13 protein-coding genes are annotated in these 16,334 nt (G+C 66.2%); 1 reads left to right on the top strand and 12 read right to left on the bottom strand.

Annotated elements, in window-relative coordinates; genetic code table 11:
• Positions 1–12: 12 nt before the first annotated feature.
• From B7Z66_08545 to B7Z66_08490, 12 genes are all read right to left on the bottom strand, one after another.
• A complete protein-coding gene (locus B7Z66_08545) occupies positions 13–1,215 on the bottom strand; it encodes a lipopolysaccharide assembly protein LapB (GenBank protein ID OYV76550.1) in 1,203 nt (400 codons plus the stop codon).
• Between the two features lies 1 nt (position 1,216).
• Positions 1,217–1,510: a hypothetical protein gene (locus tag B7Z66_08540; GenBank protein ID OYV76549.1), complete on the bottom strand. Its 294-nt coding sequence runs from the start codon at positions 1,508–1,510 to the stop codon at positions 1,217–1,219.
• 424 nt (positions 1,511–1,934) lie between these two features.
• Positions 1,935–2,234, bottom strand: a complete 300-nt coding sequence (locus B7Z66_08535; protein OYV76548.1) for an integration host factor subunit beta — start codon at positions 2,232–2,234, stop codon at positions 1,935–1,937.
• Between the two features lie 236 nt (positions 2,235–2,470).
• Positions 2,471–4,144 (bottom strand): 30S ribosomal protein S1, encoded by a 1,674-nt coding sequence (locus B7Z66_08530; GenBank protein OYV76547.1) that lies wholly within the window; start codon positions 4,142–4,144, stop codon positions 2,471–2,473.
• Positions 4,145–4,258: 114 nt separating this feature from the next.
• Complete coding sequence (locus tag B7Z66_08525) at positions 4,259–4,930, bottom strand: cytidylate kinase (protein OYV76546.1); 672 nt, start codon at positions 4,928–4,930, stop codon at positions 4,259–4,261.
• The gene (locus tag B7Z66_08520; GenBank protein ID OYV76545.1) at positions 4,927–6,243 is read right to left on the bottom strand and encodes a 3-phosphoshikimate 1-carboxyvinyltransferase; all 1,317 of its coding nucleotides are present in this window, start codon (positions 6,241–6,243) and stop codon (positions 4,927–4,929) included. The genes B7Z66_08525 and B7Z66_08520 overlap by 4 nt, the downstream gene beginning before the upstream one ends.
• Positions 6,240–7,142: a prephenate dehydrogenase gene (locus B7Z66_08515; GenBank protein ID OYV76544.1), complete on the bottom strand. Its 903-nt coding sequence runs from the start codon at positions 7,140–7,142 to the stop codon at positions 6,240–6,242. Before B7Z66_08515 ends, B7Z66_08520 begins: the two co-directional genes overlap by 4 nt.
• A 34-nt stretch (positions 7,143–7,176) precedes the next feature.
• A complete protein-coding gene (locus B7Z66_08510) occupies positions 7,177–8,262 on the bottom strand; it encodes a chorismate mutase (GenBank protein ID OYV76543.1) in 1,086 nt (361 codons plus the stop codon).
• Positions 8,263–8,300: 38 nt separating this feature from the next.
• A complete protein-coding gene (locus tag B7Z66_08505; protein ID OYV76542.1) occupies positions 8,301–9,476 on the bottom strand; it encodes a 3-phosphoglycerate dehydrogenase in 1,176 nt (391 codons plus the stop codon).
• Positions 9,477–9,575: 99 nt separating this feature from the next.
• Positions 9,576–10,658 carry a phosphoserine transaminase gene (locus tag B7Z66_08500; GenBank protein ID OYV76541.1) on the bottom strand — a complete coding sequence of 361 codons (1,083 nt, stop codon included), beginning with the start codon at positions 10,656–10,658 and terminating at the stop codon, positions 9,576–9,578.
• A 110-nt stretch (positions 10,659–10,768) separates the two neighbouring features.
• Entirely contained in the window at positions 10,769–13,291 is a 2,523-nt protein-coding gene (locus tag B7Z66_08495; GenBank protein OYV76540.1) for a DNA gyrase subunit A, read from the bottom strand.
• A 152-nt stretch (positions 13,292–13,443) separates the two neighbouring features.
• On the bottom strand, positions 13,444–14,505 hold the full coding sequence (locus B7Z66_08490; GenBank protein OYV76568.1) for an S-methyl-5-thioribose-1-phosphate isomerase: 1,062 nt from the start codon (positions 14,503–14,505) through the stop codon (positions 13,444–13,446).
• 441 nt (positions 14,506–14,946) lie between these two features.
• Here B7Z66_08490 and B7Z66_08485 point away from each other — a divergent pair, with 441 nt between their 5' ends.
• Positions 14,947–16,272, top strand: a complete 1,326-nt coding sequence (locus B7Z66_08485) for an N-ethylammeline chlorohydrolase (GenBank protein OYV76539.1) — start codon at positions 14,947–14,949, stop codon at positions 16,270–16,272.
• The last annotated feature ends 62 nt before the right edge of the window (positions 16,273–16,334 follow it).

Raw genomic sequence — 16,334 nt, 5'->3', positions numbered from 1 at the left:
AAGGCCGCGTCATCATTGGGTCTGGCGCGTCTTCAGGCTGGTCGTGGTGGTGGCGAGGAACGCATGGACGCTCATCCCGCGCATCGGCTTCAGGGTACTCCAGCGGCCACACCCCGGACACTGCCAGTGCAGGGCCTTGCCGTTGAAACCGCAATGGGTGCAAAAATAGGCGGGGACATCCTCGAAGAGTCGTTCCATACGCTCCCCCAAGGTACGCAAATCCGACCGCCGCTCCCCTTCCGCCCGCGTTCGGTACAGACGGACCAAACGTTGGATCCCCAACAGGGAGGGATTGCGGTTCAAACACTCGGCCAGGAATTCCGCGGCATCCGGAGTACCGCGCTGCTGCTCCAGCAGGTCCGCCATGGCGACCACCGCCGCGGTGTTGGGGTGACGCTCCAGCAGATTGCGCAGGAAATCCCCCAGGGCGTCCGGACGTTCCTGGGCCTGGAAACACTCCTTCAGCGGCGTCAGGACTTCCGACAGATATTCGACGTCCTGCTCCGGGACCCGCATGAAACTCTGGCATGCGGCCTTGTAACGGCCCAGTTCCATCTCGATGTGCCCCTGCATGATGGTGGCCCGCACACACCCGGGGTCGTGAGCCAGGGCGCGTTTGATGCCGCGCAAGGCACCTTCAAGGCCGTCTTCACGCCGTGCCTGCTCCGCGAGCTCACAATGATACTGCGCGATCACGGGACCGAGGGGTTTGCCGCTGACGCTCTCCAGGCGTTGCGCCGCGTCGATGGCGTCCGCCCACTCCTTCTCCTGTTCGTAGATCCCCACCAAGTGCCGCAACGCCGCTTCGGTGTGGAGTTTAGCGTCGGTGAGTTCCTTGAACAGGCTTTCGGCCCGGTCCAATAGGCCGGCGCGCAGGTAATCCTCCCCGAGCTCCAACAGCGCCATGGCGCGTTGCACCCGGGTCAGGCTGGGACGCGCGATCAGGTTCTGATGGATGCGGATAGCGCGGTCTACCTCGCCTCGCCGGCGAAACAGATTGCCCAAGGCCACGTGGACCTCGACGGTGTCGCTGTCCACCTCCACCATCCGGGTGAATACCTCGATGGCCTTGTCGGGCTGTTCGCTGATCAGGTAGTTGAGGCCCTGCACGTAGTGAACGTCGAGTCCTTTGGTCGACCGGCGAGCGCTGCGACGCGCGGCGTACCAGCCGGAAGCCGCCGCGACGGGGAGCAACAGCCACAGGAGTTGCAGCATGTCAATGTTCGTGCTTGATCGGAAGGGTGCGGAGATTTTCCAGCTCCGCTTCCACCTGGCGCGCGGTCCTTCGCAACCGCAGGACTTCACGTTTCGACCTGAGGACCATGCCGAGACTGGCCACCACCCCCAGCACGGCTCCGATCACCACGGCCAGCACCAGCGCCAGTGCCAAGGGAACGTGCCGGGTGCCAAAGTAGAAGTTCAGCGGCACCACCCCGGCGTTGAGCACGGCAAAACTCAGGGCCACCGCGACCACCACCACCAGGACCACGAAACCGACGATCCGCACCATGCTTCCTCCGCCTCCGGCGACCTCCCACTATTCTAGCCCGCATTGCGCGCCGGCGTCCCGCCGCTACACCCCCGGTCCGGGCGTCGTCTCTGCCCCAACTCGGCGGCGTGCCCGCTACGCCGTCGGCAGCGCACGCGCCGGCGCCGTGACCAGACGCTGCGGGAGAACACTGAAGGGATCCCACGCGCGGAACACGACACGAGGCGTTAGTCCGAGCAAGCACGACGCTACCGCGGCGGTGTCACATCGGTCCTCGATTTTCTACGCGCAGATGGCGCGGACCGGCACTTGGGCATGGCCCTGGGCCGCTGTATATAACCCGTTGGAACAAAAACGACGCGGAACAGGCCGCCGATGACCGGCATCGGAAAGGGATGGGATAATGCGACGAAACGCACTGCGTGCGTCGACGCGGGAACCCGTGTCAGGGGTTCTCGGGATTGAGGTCGTTGTTGACCCGTTCCCGCAGTTCCTTGCCCGGCTTGAAATGGGGGACGTATTTCCCGGGCAACTGCACGGAGTCTCCGGTCTTGGGGTTGCGGCCGATCCGCGGCGGGCGGTAATGCAGCGAGAAACTCCCGAAACCCCGGATTTCGATCCGCTGGCCGGTGGCCAACGCCTGGCTCATCTGCTCCAGCAGGCTCTTGACGGCCAACTCCACGTCCCGGTATTTAAGATGGCTTTGCTTGCGGGCCAGTATTTCGATCAATTCGGACTTTGTCATTCTTCGAATCCTTAAGGCCTGTTAACCGGATTCAGCTGTCGTCCAGGGCGCGGCGGCGGCAACGCAAACCAGTCTCCCCCGCCTGGTGGAGCCCGCGCTAATAATCATTGCACTCCTGCGGCAATGTCAAATCGGTCCTCGCCTTCCAACCGCGCCGCGCTACGCGCAAATGACTCGGGCCGGCTGCTAGTTCGACCCCCGCCCAACCACGGGACGCGGGAGCGGGACCGCCGCAATCAGTCGTTCTTCTCCAACTGTTCCTTCAGGAGATCGCCCAGGCTCGTGGTCCCGGAGTTGGAAGAGCGGTTGTACTCCTGCACCGTCTCCGCCTCATCCTCGTGATCCTTCGCCTTGATCGACAGGTTGATCGTGCGGTTCTTGCGGTCCACGCCGATAAACTTGGCCTCCACCTCGTCACCGACCGTCAGTACGGTGCGGGCGTCCTCCACCCGGTCACGGGCCAGTTCGGACGCGCGCAAATAACCCTCGACGCCATCGCCCAACTCCACCACCGCCGCCTTGGCGTCGACCTCACGAACCACACCCTTGACCACACAGCCCTTCTCGTGGGTGGCGAGGAAATTCGACATTGGGTCCTTGTCCAGCTGCTTGATCCCGAGCGAGATCCGTTCCCGCTCCGGGTCGACGCTAAGGACCACGGTCTCAATCTCATCACCCTTTTTGTACTGATGAATGGCCTCTTCGCCGGGTATGCTCCATGAGATATCCGACATATGCACGAGGCCGTCGATCTCCCCGTCCAGCCCTACGAAGATGCCGAAATCGGTGATCGACTTGATACTGCCCACGACCCGGTCATTCTTGTTGTGGGTGGCAGAGAACGCCTCCCACGGGTTCGACTGGCACTGCTTGATGCCGAGAGATATACGGCGGCGTTCCTCGTCGATGTCCAGGACCAGGACCTCCACCTCTTCACCCATCTGCACGACCTTCGCGGGACTGACGTTCTTGTTGGTCCAGTCCATCTCGGACACGTGCACCAAACCCTCGACGCCCTCTTCGATCTCCACGAAGCAGCCGTAATCAGTGATGTTGGTCACCTTGCCGAACATGCGGGTGCTGACCGGGTATCGGCGCGCCAGATCGACCCACGGGTCCTCGCCAAGCTGCTTCAGGCCAAGGGAAACCCGGTTGCGTTCCCGGTCAAACTTCAGGACCTTGACCTCGATCTCGTCCCCGATGTTGCAAACCTCCGACGGATGCTTCACGCGCTTCCACGCCATATCGGTGATATGCAGCAACCCGTCGATGCCGCCCAGGTCCACGAACGCGCCGTAGTCGGTGAGGTTTTTGACTACGCCCTTGATCACGACGCCTTCCTGAAGTTTATCCAGCAGGGCCTCGCGCTCAGCCGAGTATTCGGATTCCAGCACCGCGCGGCGCGACACCACAACGTTGTTGCGCTTGCGGTCGATCTTGATGACCTTGAATTCCAGCTCCTTGCCTTCCAGGTACGCGGTATCGCGGACCGGCCGGATGTCGACCAGAGAGCCCGGCAGGAAGGCGCGCACCGTGTCGAGATCCACGGTGAAACCGCCCTTGACCTTGCCGCTGATCTGCCCGGTGACCGTCTCGCTCTGTTCGTGGGCGCGCTCCAGATGGACCCAGGTCCGTGCCCGTTTGGCCTTCTCCCGGGACAACCGAGTCTCGCCGAAGCCGTCTTCCACCGCGTCCAGGGCAACCTCGATCTCATCGCCAACCTTGACTTCGAGGCTTCCATCCTCGGCGTAAAATTGATCGATGGGGATCACCCCTTCGGACTTCAGCCCGGCGCTGACCACAACCATGTCAGCGCGTATTTCCACCACCATACCGGTGATGATGGAACCCGGCCGCATCTGGGTATTCACCAGGCTCTGTTCAAACAACTCCGCGAAGCTTTCACTCATTCCAGGTCATCTCTAGGGTTCTGTCCCGCCAGTTATCCACACGCCGGCCCGCGCCGACCTCCGCCGCGACCGGTACCTACGGCGCCCTCAAGCGCCGCCGCAAGCCGGGGAAAGTTACAGCAACTCGCAGATGCACGCCACCACTTCCTCGATTCCCAACCCGGTGGTGTCCAGCAGGTGCGCGTCCGGACTGGGCTTCAAAGGGGCCAGGGGCCGGGCGGCATCCCGGGCATCGCGCTGCGATATCTCTTCCGAAAGTGCGGCTAGGTTAGCATTCAGCCCTTTCTCTTTCAACTGCTTATAGCGCCGCAACGCACGCTCCTGCGGGCTCGCGGTGAGGAATATTTTGCGCCGTGCGTCCGGGAACACCACGGTGCCCATGTCGCGCCCATCGGCCACCAGCCCGGGGGCGCGGCGAAACGCCCGCTGACGCCCCAGCAGGGCCTCCCGCACCGCCGCCAACACGGCCACCTGGGATGCCTGGTCCCCACACGCCTCGGTGCGGATGGCGCGGCTCACGTCCACCCCCCCCAGCCGAACCCGGGGATCCCCCTCTCCCGCGGTATCGAATTCAACCGGAAGGCCACGGGCCAGGTCCGCCAGCCGGTCCGCGTCCGTCAGGGGCACGCCCGCGCCCTGCGCCGCCAGGGCCACCAACCGGTACAGCGCGCCGCTGTCGAGGAAGTGCCAGCCCAGGCGGGTGGCCAAGCACCGCCCCACGGTGCCCTTGCCCGACCCCCCGGGGCCATCCAGGGTGATGACCGGAATGTCCTTCGGGCGGTTCACCCCACCGCTGCCTCGATCCCGAGCCCGCTGCGCGCCGCGGCCTCGACGAATCCGGGAAAGGAGGTCTCCACGTTGCGGCAATCGTCCACCACCACCGGTCCCGCCGCACGCAGGGCGGCCATCGCGAACGCCATTGCCACCCGGTGATCCCCCTGGCTGTCGACGTGTCCGCCCTGCAGGGCGCCACCGCGAATGCGGATCCCGTCCGGGGTCGGCTGTGCCTCCACTCCCAACGCCAGCAATCCCTGCGCCATCACCTGGATCCGGTCGCTCTCCTTGACCCGCAGCTCCTGTGCCCCGGTAAGGACGGTCTCCCCCGCGGCGCAGGCGGCAGCCACGAACAGGGCCGGAAATTCATCGATGGCCAGGGGCACCAGTTCCGGCGGGATGCGGATCCCGCGCAGCGTCCGCGCGCGCACCCGCAGATCCGCCACCGGCTCTCCGCCGCACTGCCGGGTAGCAATAATCTGGATGTCCGCTCCCATCCGCTGCAGGATCTCCAGCACCCCGGTGCGCGTCGGATTGATGCCGACACCCTCCAGCACCAGGTCCGAACCCGGCGCGATGCTGGCCCCCACCAGAAAGAACGCCGCCGACGAGAGGTCCGCGGGAATCTCCAGGTCCTGCCCGCGCAGGCGCCCGCCCCCTTCCAGACACACCCGGCGTCCGTGCACCTCTATCGGGTATCCGAGACCGGCGAGCATGCGCTCCGTATGGTCCCGCGCCGGAGCCGGCTCGGTGACACAGGTCCGCCCGCGGGCGTACAGGCCCGCCAGCAAGATGCAGGACTTGATCTGGGCGCTGGCCACCGGTAGCGCGTAGTCGATGCCGTGCAGGGTGGCTGCGCCCGCCAGGTGCAGGGGCGCAGTTCCCTCCGGGGTGGTTTCGATGTGCGCCCCCATGGACCCCAGGGGTTCCGTCACCCGCTTCATGGGGCGCCGGGACAGGGAGCGGTCCCCAGTGAGTTCCACACCAAACCGCTGGCCCGCCAGCAACCCCGCCAACAGCCGCATGGAGGTGCCGGAGTTACCCAGATCCACGGGGCCCGAGGGGGTACGCAGGCCGTGCAGCCCCACGCCGTGCACCGTGACGCGCCCGTGCTCCGGGCCCTCGATGGACACCCCCATGGACTGGAATGCCCGCAGGGTGGCCATGCAGTCTGCCCCCTCCAGGAAGCCCTCGATTCGGGTGGTGCCCTCGGCGATGGCGCCAAGCATCAGCGCGCGGTGGGAAATCGACTTGTCCCCCGGGACCCGGACGGTTCCGGACAGGCGACCGCCCGGCCGGACCTGAAAGATAAGGGGCGCGGTCATGGGGACTCGGGGCCTCCGCCGCCGCTACTGGCCGCCCCGCCCGTGGTCCACCGATCCCGGGCCGCCTTCGCACCGCGGAACAGGCCCTCCAATTGAGCGCCATCTCCGCGCCGGAGCGCATCCAGCAAACCGCCCAGATGTGCGTGGAAGCCGCTCAACGCCGCCACGATCGCATCCCGATTGGCGGCGCAGATGTCACGCCACATTACCGGGTCGCTGGAGGCGATGCGGGTAAAGTCCCGGAATCCGCCCCCCGCGTAGCGCAGCAGCTCGACTCCGTCGGGACGTTGGACCACCCAATCCACCAGCCCGTAGGCCAGTAGATGGGGCAGATGGCTAACCGCGGCCAGCACCGTATCGTGATGGTCGGGTTCCATCTCCACGACCCGGGACCCCACGGCTTCCCAAAGGCCCCGGATCCCCGCCAGGGCGTGGGGTGCGGTCTCGGCTAACGGCGTGAGGATCGTGCAGCGGTCCTGGAATAGGTCGGCCCGGGAGGCCTCCACACCGCTCTGCTCGGTGCCCGCGATGGGATGTCCCGGCACGAAGCGCGCACACCCGGCGCCGAGTGCCGCGCGCGCCGCCGCGACCACGCTGCCTTTCGTGCTGCCCACGTCGGTCACCAGGGCATCAGGTGCCAGCCGCGGCGCCAACTGCACCAGCAACGCGCCGATTCCACCAAGGGGCACCGCCAGCACCACCAGATCCGCCCCCGCTACTGCCCGCACCGGGTCCTGCTCGTAACGGTCGATCACCCCCAACTCCAGGGCCCGATCCAGGTTTGCCACACTGCGCCCGCAACCGACCACCTCGGCACAGACCCCGGCGCCGCGCGCGGCGCGTGCCAGGGAGCCGCCGATCAGGCCGACGCCGATCACGCACAGACGCTGGAACGCCATCAGGCCGGTCCCGACACGTTGGAGCTGCCGCGGTTCACAGGCTGGCGCGGGGGTAGGAACCCAGCACCTTGAACAGGGTGGCTTCCCGTTCCAGTTCCACCAGGGCCTGGGCGACGGCCGTATCCGCGATGTGGCCCGCAAGGTCCACGAAGAAGACATATTCCCATACCCCGCGGCGCGACGGGCGGGACTCGATCCGGGTCATGCTGATCCCGTTGCGTGCCAGCGGCTCCAGCAACCGCGCAAGGGCGCCCGGCTGATTGCGGGTGGACACCAGCAGCGAGGTCTTGTCGGCACCGCTGGGCGGCACTTCCTGAGGCCCGATCACCAGGAAGCGCGTGGTGTTGTCCGGCTCGTCTTCAATATTCGACGCCAGCACCTTCAGGTCGTAGAGTTCCGCCGCGGTGTCACCGGCGATGGCCGCCGCCCCCGGCGCGTCGCGCACCTGACGCGCCGCCTCCCCGTTGCTGCTCACCGCGATCCGCTCCGCCTGCGGCAGCGTGCGATCCAACCACCCGCGGCATTGGGCCAGCGACTGCTGATGCGCGAAGACCTGCCGCACTGCCTCGATACCATCCACGCGGCCCAGCAGGTGATGGTGGATGCGCAACTCCACTTCTCCGCAGATCCGCAGCGGCGAGCGCAGGAATCGATCCAGCGTGTGGTGCACCACACCTTCGGTGGAATTTTCCACGGGCACCACGCCGTAGTGGGCGCCACCCGCCTCCACTTCGCGGAACACATCCTCGATGGTCCCCAAAGCGGCGGTGCCGACCGCATGGCCGAAATGGCGCAGGGCCGCGGCCTGGGTGAAGGTCCCCTCGGGGCCCAGGAACGCCACCTTGAGGGTCTCCTCCACCGCGAGGCACGACGAGATGATCTCGCGGAAGATCCGCAACAGGTCCTCGTCGGGCAACGGGCCGCGGTTGCGGGCCCGGACCTGGCGCAGCACCTGGGCCTCGCGCTCCGGCCGGTAACAGCCATTGGCATTGCCGGCGGTGCGCTTGAACTGGGCGATCTCGCGCGCATGGCCGGCACGCTCGCTGATCAGGTCCTGGATCTGCTCATCCAGGCCATCGATGCGCGCGCGCAACTCCCGCAGTTTGTCTTCTTCCCCCATGGGGCACCGTAGGCGGCGGGCGATGGACCCGCGCCCCGTCAGTCACCGTTGTTCAAAACCCGTACCGCCAGCACCCCCTGGATGGAGCGGATCTCCTGAACCGTCGATTCGGGCACCGGCGCGTTAACGTCCACCAGATTATACGCGACCTCGCCCCGGGATTTGTTCAGCATGTCCAGGATGTTCAGCTGCGCCTTCGCCAGCGCGGTGGAGATCTGGCCCACCATGTTCGGGACGTTGGCGTTGACCACGGCGAGCCGGTAGCCTTCGGTGCGCGGCATGATCACTTCCGGGAAGTTGACCGAGTTGTGGATGATGCCATGCTCCAGATAGTCGCGGACCTGATCGGCCACCATGACCGCGCAGTTCTCCTCCGCCTCCCGGGTGGAGGCCCCGATGTGGGGCAGGGCGATCACCCGCTCATGGGCCATCAGATCCGGGTGCGGGAAGTCGCACACGTAGGCATGGATCCTGCCGCTCTCGATCCCCTCCCGCAGCGCCGCGTACTCCACGATCCCGTCGCGGGCGAAATTGAGCAGTACTACGCCTTTCTTCAGGACCTTGAGCCGCTCCTGGTTGATCATGTTGCGGGTCGCGTCGGTAAGCGGCGTATGGAAGGTCACGAAATCGGCGCGCGACAGCAGATCGTCCACGCTGGTCGCCTGCTGCACGTTCGAGGAGAGCTGCCAGGCACGCTGCACCGTGATGTCCCGGTCATAGCCGATCACCTTCATTCCCAGCGCGACCGCCGCGTTGGCCACCTGCACGCCGATGGAACCCAGGCCGATCACCCCCAGGGTACGGCCCGGCAGCTCGAAGCCCACGAACTGCTTCTTGCCCGCCTCCACCTGCTTGTGGACCGCGGCGCCGTCGCCGCGCAGCTTGCGCGCGAAGTCCCACGACTGGCAGATGTTGCGCGCCGCCAGCAACATGCCCGCCACCACCAGTTCCTTCACCGCGTTGGCGTTGGCACCGGGCGCATTGAACACCGCGACGCCGCGTTGCGTGAGCGAGTCCACCGGGATGTTGTTGACTCCTGCACCCGCGCGGCCCACCGCCTTTAAGCTCGCGGGGACCTCCATGGCGTGCATGTTCGCCGAGCGCAACAGGATCCCATCCGGGCGCTGGATCTCAGAGGCCACCTCGTAGCGCTCGCGGGGCAGGCGTTCGAGCCCGACGCTGGATATGTTGTTCAGGGTGAGTATCTTGAACATGGATCGGTTATCCTGTGTGCAGTGTACGCCGCGTGGGCGCGGGTTCCGGTTCCACAGCCCGGGCGCTGTGCGCGCCAAGCCCGCGCTACCGCCGCGCCGTCATCCCCGGCGCCGTTCGAACTCCGCCATGAAGTCCACCAGCGCGTCCACTCCGGCTTCGGGCAGCGCGTTGTACAGGCTCGCGCGCATGCCGCCCACGGAACGGTGGCCCTTCAGGGCCACCAGGCCCGCCGCCTTGGCCGCGGCGAGAAAGTCGGCATCCAGCGCCGCGTCGGTCAAGGTGAAGGGGATGTTCATCCACGAGCGCGATGCAGGCTCCACCGGGCTGTGGTAGAAATCCGAGGCATCCACCGCCGCGTACAGCTTCTCCGCCTTGCGCCGGTTGCGGACCGCCATGGCCTCGAGACCGCCTTGGCGCTTGATCCACTGGAAAACCAGCCCGGCGACATACCAGGCATAGGTGGGCGGCGTGTTGTACATGGAGTCGGCATCGGCCTGCACCTTGTAGTCCATGGCCGTGGGCGTGGCGGGATGCGCCTGACCGATCAGGTCCTCGCGCACGATCACGACGGTAAGCCCAGCCGGACCGATGTTTTTCTGGGCACCCGCGTAGATCAGACCGAAGCGTGCGACGTCGATGGGCCGGGACAGAATGGTCGAGGACATATCCGCCACCAACGGCACATCACCGGTCTGCGGCACAGAGTGGAACTCCACGCCGCCAATCGTCTCGTTCGGTGTGTAATGCACATAGGCGGCGCCGGCATCGAGGCGCCAACTCTCCCGGATCGGAATGCCGGAGTATCCCTGTGCCTCGCTGCTGGCCGCCACGTTCACGGTGCAGTAGCGTTTGGCCTCGGCGATGGCCTTCTTCGACCACGCGCCGGTGTTGACGTAGTCCGCGCGATCACGCCCACGCAGCAGGTTCAACGGCACTGCCGCGAACTGGCCGGTGGCGCCACCCTGCAGAAAGAGCACCTTGTACGCCGGCGGCACGGCGAGAATCTCCCGCAGGTCGGCCTCGGCGCGCTCCGCGATGGAAACGAAGTCCTTGCCGCGGTGACTCATCTCCATCACCGACATCCCGCTACCCTGCCACTCGGGCAGCTCCTCACGCGCTTGTTGCAGCACCTCCTCAGGAAGCACCCCGGGACCGGCACTGAAATTGTATACGCGGCTCATGGTCGATCACCTCGAACGATGGATATGCCGGGGACTACGGCCGACGCGGCACACGGTAGACCGGTAGGACCGGATCAGGTTTTGCGCGCCACGCGCGCGCCGGCCCCTACTTACTCCTCCAGGATACGCTCCACGCCTACCAGCTTCTCGTCTGCGCCGAGACGGATCAGACGCACGCCCTGCGTGTTGCGCCCCAGCACCGGAATCTCCGCGACCCGGGTACGCACCAAGGTACCGGCCTCGCTGATCAGCATGATCTCGTCTTCGTCATCCACCAGGGTCGCGCCCACCACCCGGCCGTTGCGCTCGCTGCACTGGATCGCGATGATTCCTTGGCCACCGCGCCCCTGGGGGGAATACTCGCTCATCGCGGTACGCTTGCCGTAGCCGTGCTCGGTCACCGTAAGCACTGCGCTCTCGGTCGCGATCATGAGGGCAATGACTTGCTGGCCTTCCTGGAGCCGTACACCCCGCACGCCACCGGCGGTGCGTCCCATGGCGCGGACCTCTCCTTCGGGGAAGCGGATCGCCTTTCCGGCGCTGCTGATCAACATGGCTTCCTGCGCCCCGTCGGTGATCGCCACCCCCACCAACTGATCGTCGCCGCGCAACTCAATGGCAATGATCCCGCTCGCGCGAGGGCGGGAGAAGTCCGTCAAAGGCGTCTTCTTGACCGTCCCGCCGCGCGTCGCCATGAACACGAAACGGCCTTCCTCGTATTCCCGCACCGGCAACAGGGCGTTGATCCGCTCCCCTTCTTCCAGTGGCAGGAGATTCACGATCGGCTTGCCGCGCGCCGTGCGCCCGGAATGGGGGAGCTGGTACACCTTGAGCCAATAGACGCGGCCGCGGCTGGAGAAACACAGCAGGGTGTCGTGGGTGTTGGCGATAAACAGCTTGTCGATGAAGTCCTCTTCCTTCATGTTCGCGGCGGCCTTGCCCTTACCGCCGCGGCGCTGCGCCTGGTAGGCATCCACCGGCTGGGTCTTGGCATAGCCGGCGTGGGAGAGGGTCACCACCACGTCCTCCTCGCCAATGAGGTCTTCCATGGTAAGGTCTTCGTGGGTGGACACGATCTCGGTGCGGCGTGCGTCCCCATAGCGGTCGCGCACATCGGTGAGCTCCTCGCGTACCACCTGGGCGAGCCGCTCCGGATCCGACAGGATCTGGAGAAAATCGTCGATCTGATCCAACAAGGTCTTGTACTCGGATACGATCTTGTCCTGTTCCAGCCCGGTAAGCTGATGCAAGCGCAGGTCCAGGATCGCCTGGGCCTGGTTGCTCGAAAGACGGTACTGTCCGTCCACCAGCCCCAACTCCGGCGCCAAGCCATCGGGCCGCGACGCCGCCGCGCCGGCCCGTTCCAGCATCTCGGTTACCACCCCGGCCTTCCAAGCGCGCGCCATCAGCGCTTCGCGCGCCTCAGCGCGCCCCGGTGACGCCTTGATCAGGGCGATCACCTCGTCGATATTGGCCAGGGCAACCGCAAGGCCTTCCAGAATATGGGCGCGTTCCCGCGCCTTGCGCAGGTCGAACAGGGTGCGCCGCGTCACTACCTCGCGGCGATGGCGGATGAACGCCTCCAGGATGCGCTTGAGATCCAGCAACTGGGGCTGGCCATCCACCAGCGCCACCATGTTTATCCCAAAGACGCTCTGCAGCTGGGTATGTTGATAGAGGTTATTGATGACAACCTCAGGCACCTCGCCACGGCGCAGTTCGATCACCATGCGCATACCGTCCTTGTCGGACTCGTCGCGCAGCTCGGTGATCCCCTCGACGCGCCGCTCCTTGACCAGTTCCGCGATCTTCTCCAGCAGGCGCGCCTTGTTGACCTGGTAGGGCAACTCGGTGACGATGATGGCCTGACGCCCGCGGCTGTCGTCCTCCACGTGGCTGCGGGCGCGCACATAGATCCGCCCGCGCCCGGTACGGTACGCCTCGCGGATGCCGGCGGCGCCGTTGATGATGCCGGCGGTGGGAAAATCCGGGCCCGGGAGATGCTCCATCAACTGACCGATGGTGCACTCGGGGTCGTCGAGCAGCGCCAGGCAGGCGTTGATGACCTCGGTCAGATTATGCGGCGGGACGTTGGTGGCCATGCCCACCGCGATACCCGCCGATCCGTTGACCAGGAGATTGGGAACCCGGGTCGGGAATACCGCCGGCTCGCGCTCGGACTCGTCGTAGTTCAACGAAAAGTTGACCGTCTCCTTGTCGAGATCGGCGATGAGTTCGTGGGCGATCCGCGCCATGCGCACTTCGGTATAGCGCATGGCGGCCGGCGCGTCGCCGTCCACGGAACCGAAGTTGCCCTGGCCGTCCACCAGCATGTAGCGCATGGAGAAATGCTGAGCCATCCGCACTATGGCATCGTAGACTGCTGATTCACCGTGCGGATGGTATTTGCCGATGACGTCACCGACGACGCGCGCCGATTTCTTGTAGGCCTTGTTCCAGTCGTTGCCCAGCTCGCTCATCGCGAACAGGACCCGGCGATGTACCGGTTTGAGCCCGTCACGCACGTCCGGAAGCGCCCGGCCCACGATCACGCTCATGGCGTAATCGAGGTAGGACTGCTTCATCTCATCTTCGAGATTGACCGGGAGGATTTCTTTGGCGAACTGTGCCATTCGGTGGGAACGATGCCGTTGCTCGGGTTACGTGATTGAGTAAAATCCGGGTTTAAACCGCCCGGATGGCGTTCCAGTACCTTACGCCATTCTTGAAGAGGCCATAATACCATAGGGTCACGCCGGGTGGCATCCGCACGGCTACCCGCCGATCAGACGTTCGCCGGGTATGTCTTGAGCAGCGCCTCGATCTGGCCCCGGTCCGGACGGTGCACTACACCCTTCTCCGTCACCAGCACGTCCACCAGTTCGGCGGGCGTGACGTCGAACGCCGGATTCCATGCGTCCACGCCCTCCGGGGCCACCGGCTGCCCGGCCAGATTCAGCACCTCCCGGGGCGCGCGTTGTTCGATGGGAATCGCGGCGCCGTCCGGGGTTTCCAGGTCCAGCGTGGAACTTGGGGCCACCACCATGAACCGTACCCCATGGTAGCGGGCGGCGATCGCGGCGGAATAGGTGCCGATCTTGTTCGCCACGTCCCCGTTGGCCGCCACCCGGTCGGCGCCCACGATGAGCCACTGCACCTTACCGGAACGCATCAGGTGGGCGGCGGCGCCGTCCACGAGTATGGTCACCGGGATGCGGTCCGCGAGCAGTTCCCATGCGGTCAACCGCGCGCCTTGCAGCCACGGGCGCGTCTCGTCAGCATAGACCTGCTGCAGTTTGCCGGCCCGGTAGGCACTGCGGATCACCCCCAGCGCGGTCCCGTATCCGCCCGTGGCCAGCGAACCGGTATTGCAATGGGTCAACACACCGCACGGACCCTGAATCTGCGCGGCGCCGAGTTCGCCCATGCGGCGGTTGGCGGCGATATCCTCCTGATGGATCGCCCGTGCCTCGGTCAGCAAGTCTGGGGTCGGATCGCCGGGCGCCAGGGCCGCGATGCGCCGCCCCATACGTTCCAGGGCCCAGGCCAGATTCACAGCGGTGGGACGCGCCGCCGCCAGGGCTGCGAGGTCTTCGCGCAACGCCTCGGTCCAGTCCGGCCCGGCCTGCGCCCAACGCGCGGCGGCCGCCAGTACCACGCCGTAGGCCGCGGTGATGCCAATAGCCGGCGCCCCGCGCACCACCATTTCGTGAATCGCCCAGGCAACGCCCGCGGCGTCGGTCAGTTCCAGGTGCTCGGTACGCCCCGGCAGCACCCGCTGGTCCAGCAGCCGCAGCCGGCCATCGTGCCATTCCACCGCGCGCACGGTGTCGAAACGGTCGTTCATCTCTGACGCCCCTTGCGGCCCGCCGCGCCGGCGGCCGAGCCCGGATCCACGGGCATGATACACGAAAGCCCCATCCATCGGCGGACCCGCCGGCACCCTATGGCGTTCCCCGTCGCCCGGATGGAGCGCAGGCCGGAATCTGGGGATTGCGACGCGCCGGTAGGCGCGGTCCCCGGGTTGCGCTGCGCTCCATCCAGGCTACCCGAGCACCAGGCGTTAACGCCGGCCCGAACCGCGTTGCGTCCCGCCACGGAAAAGCCGCGCCTTGATCCGCGCGCGCCGTCGCCATTTTTCTACGATACCAGCACGAAGTGAAGTGTCATGCGGGCTGGTGCCATCGACCGCATCGGCCCATAACGAAACGGCGGGGGCCGTCGCCGGTATCCTTGGGTTCATATTGGTATACTACGCGCCGGTCACACCGGGAGGCGGATTCCGGCCATGGAAGAAATCGACACGCTGATCCAGGCACGCTGGGTGATCCCGGTGGAACCCGCCGGGGTGGTCCACGACCACTATGCGCTGGCGGTACACCAGGGACGGATCCTCAACCTGCTGCCGCAGGCCGCCGCGCGGGCGCGCTACCGCGCCGCTCAGGTTCACGAGCTTGCCGACCACGCCCTGATCCCGGGCCTGGTCAACGCCCACACCCATGCGGCCATGTCCCTGCTGCGGGGGCTGGCTGACGACATGCCTCTGATGACCTGGCTCACGGAACACATCTGGCCCGCGGAGTCGCGCTGGGTCGGCGCCGAGTTCACCCACGACGGCGCGCGGCTGGCGTTCGCCGAGATGCTGCGCGGCGGTACTACGTGTTTCAACGACATGTATTTCTTTCCGGAGGTGACCGCCCGCCAAGCGTCGGCCTGCGGTATGCGCGCCTGTGTCGGAATGATCGTCATCGACTTTCCCAGCGCCTGGGCATCGGGATGGGAGCAATACCTGGAGAAGGGCCTGGCGCTCCACGATGAGTTTCGCAACGACCCTCTGATCCGCACCGCCTTCGCGCCCCATGCGCCCTACAGCGTGTCGGATCCCGCTCTCGCCCGAATCCGCGTGCTGGCCGACGAGTTGGAGGTCCCGGTGCACATGCACGTGCATGAGACCGATGACGAGATCCGGCAAAGCATGGAGCGCTTCGGCGTACGCCCGCTGGAGCGGCTGCGCGGCCTGGGCCTGGTGTCACCGGCGCTGCTGGCGGTACACATGACGCAACTCACCGACACGGAAATCGAATCTGTGGCGCTGGCGGGCGCCCATGTGGTGCATTGTCCGGAGTCCAACCTCAAACTGGCGAGCGGCTACTGCCCGGCGGACCGCCTCACCCGGGCGGGCGTCAACGTGGCATTGGGAACCGACGGGGCGGCCAGCAACAACGATCTGGATCTGCTCGGCGAGATGCGCACCGCCGCGCTGGTAGCCAAGGCGGTGGCCGGCAATGCCGCTGCCGTACCGGCAGCGCTGGCGCTGCGCATGGCCACCCTGAACGGCGCGCGGGCCCTCGGCCTGGGTGAACAGATCGGTTCCCTGGAACCGGGCAAGGCCGCCGACATCACCGCGGTGCACCTGGGCGAACTGGAGACCGAGCCGGTGTACCACCCGGTATCGCAACTGGTCTATGCCGCCGCGCGCCATCAAATCACCGACGTGTGGGTAGCAGGCCGCCAACTGCTCAAGAACCGTGTCCTCACCACCCTGGACGCCGCCGAGATCCGCGACAAGGCGCGCCGCTGGCGGGATCGGATAGCAGCGCCAGACGCGCAGTAGCGGCACGAACGCGGGCCCCGCGTGTATACTGGCTGGGTTTCCGGCGGGACCCGCGCGCGCGA

It is taken from the genome of Chromatiales bacterium 21-64-14, from assembly GCA_002255365.1.
In the GTDB taxonomy this organism is placed as follows: Bacteria; Pseudomonadota; Gammaproteobacteria; order 21-64-14; family 21-64-14; genus 21-64-14.
This window is presented reverse-complemented; position numbering and strand designations above follow the sequence as displayed.

What these genes read in the sequence shown, in the direction of transcription:
- B7Z66_08490 (OYV76568.1), bottom strand. Translation starts at nt 14,505, where the DNA reads ATGAACGACCGTTTCGACACCGTGCGCGCGGTGGAATGGCACGATGGC.
- B7Z66_08515 (OYV76544.1), bottom strand. Translation starts at nt 7,142, where the DNA reads ATGGCGTTCCAGCGTCTGTGCGTGATCGGCGTCGGCCTGATCGGCGGC.
- B7Z66_08495 (OYV76540.1), bottom strand. Translation starts at nt 13,291, where the DNA reads ATGGCACAGTTCGCCAAAGAAATCCTCCCGGTCAATCTCGAAGATGAG.
- B7Z66_08500 (OYV76541.1), bottom strand. Translation starts at nt 10,658, where the DNA reads ATGAGCCGCGTATACAATTTCAGTGCCGGTCCCGGGGTGCTTCCTGAG.
- B7Z66_08505 (OYV76542.1), bottom strand. Translation starts at nt 9,476, where the DNA reads ATGTTCAAGATACTCACCCTGAACAACATATCCAGCGTCGGGCTCGAA.
- B7Z66_08485 (OYV76539.1), top strand. Translation starts at nt 14,947, where the DNA reads ATGGAAGAAATCGACACGCTGATCCAGGCACGCTGGGTGATCCCGGTG.
- B7Z66_08540 (OYV76549.1), bottom strand. Translation starts at nt 1,510, where the DNA reads ATGGTGCGGATCGTCGGTTTCGTGGTCCTGGTGGTGGTGGTCGCGGTG.
- B7Z66_08530 (OYV76547.1), bottom strand. Translation starts at nt 4,144, where the DNA reads ATGAGTGAAAGCTTCGCGGAGTTGTTTGAACAGAGCCTGGTGAATACC.
- B7Z66_08545 (OYV76550.1), bottom strand. Translation starts at nt 1,215, where the DNA reads ATGCTGCAACTCCTGTGGCTGTTGCTCCCCGTCGCGGCGGCTTCCGGC.
- B7Z66_08535 (OYV76548.1), bottom strand. Translation starts at nt 2,234, where the DNA reads ATGACAAAGTCCGAATTGATCGAAATACTGGCCCGCAAGCAAAGCCAT.
- B7Z66_08520 (OYV76545.1), bottom strand. Translation starts at nt 6,243, where the DNA reads ATGACCGCGCCCCTTATCTTTCAGGTCCGGCCGGGCGGTCGCCTGTCC.
- B7Z66_08510 (OYV76543.1), bottom strand. Translation starts at nt 8,262, where the DNA reads ATGGGGGAAGAAGACAAACTGCGGGAGTTGCGCGCGCGCATCGATGGC.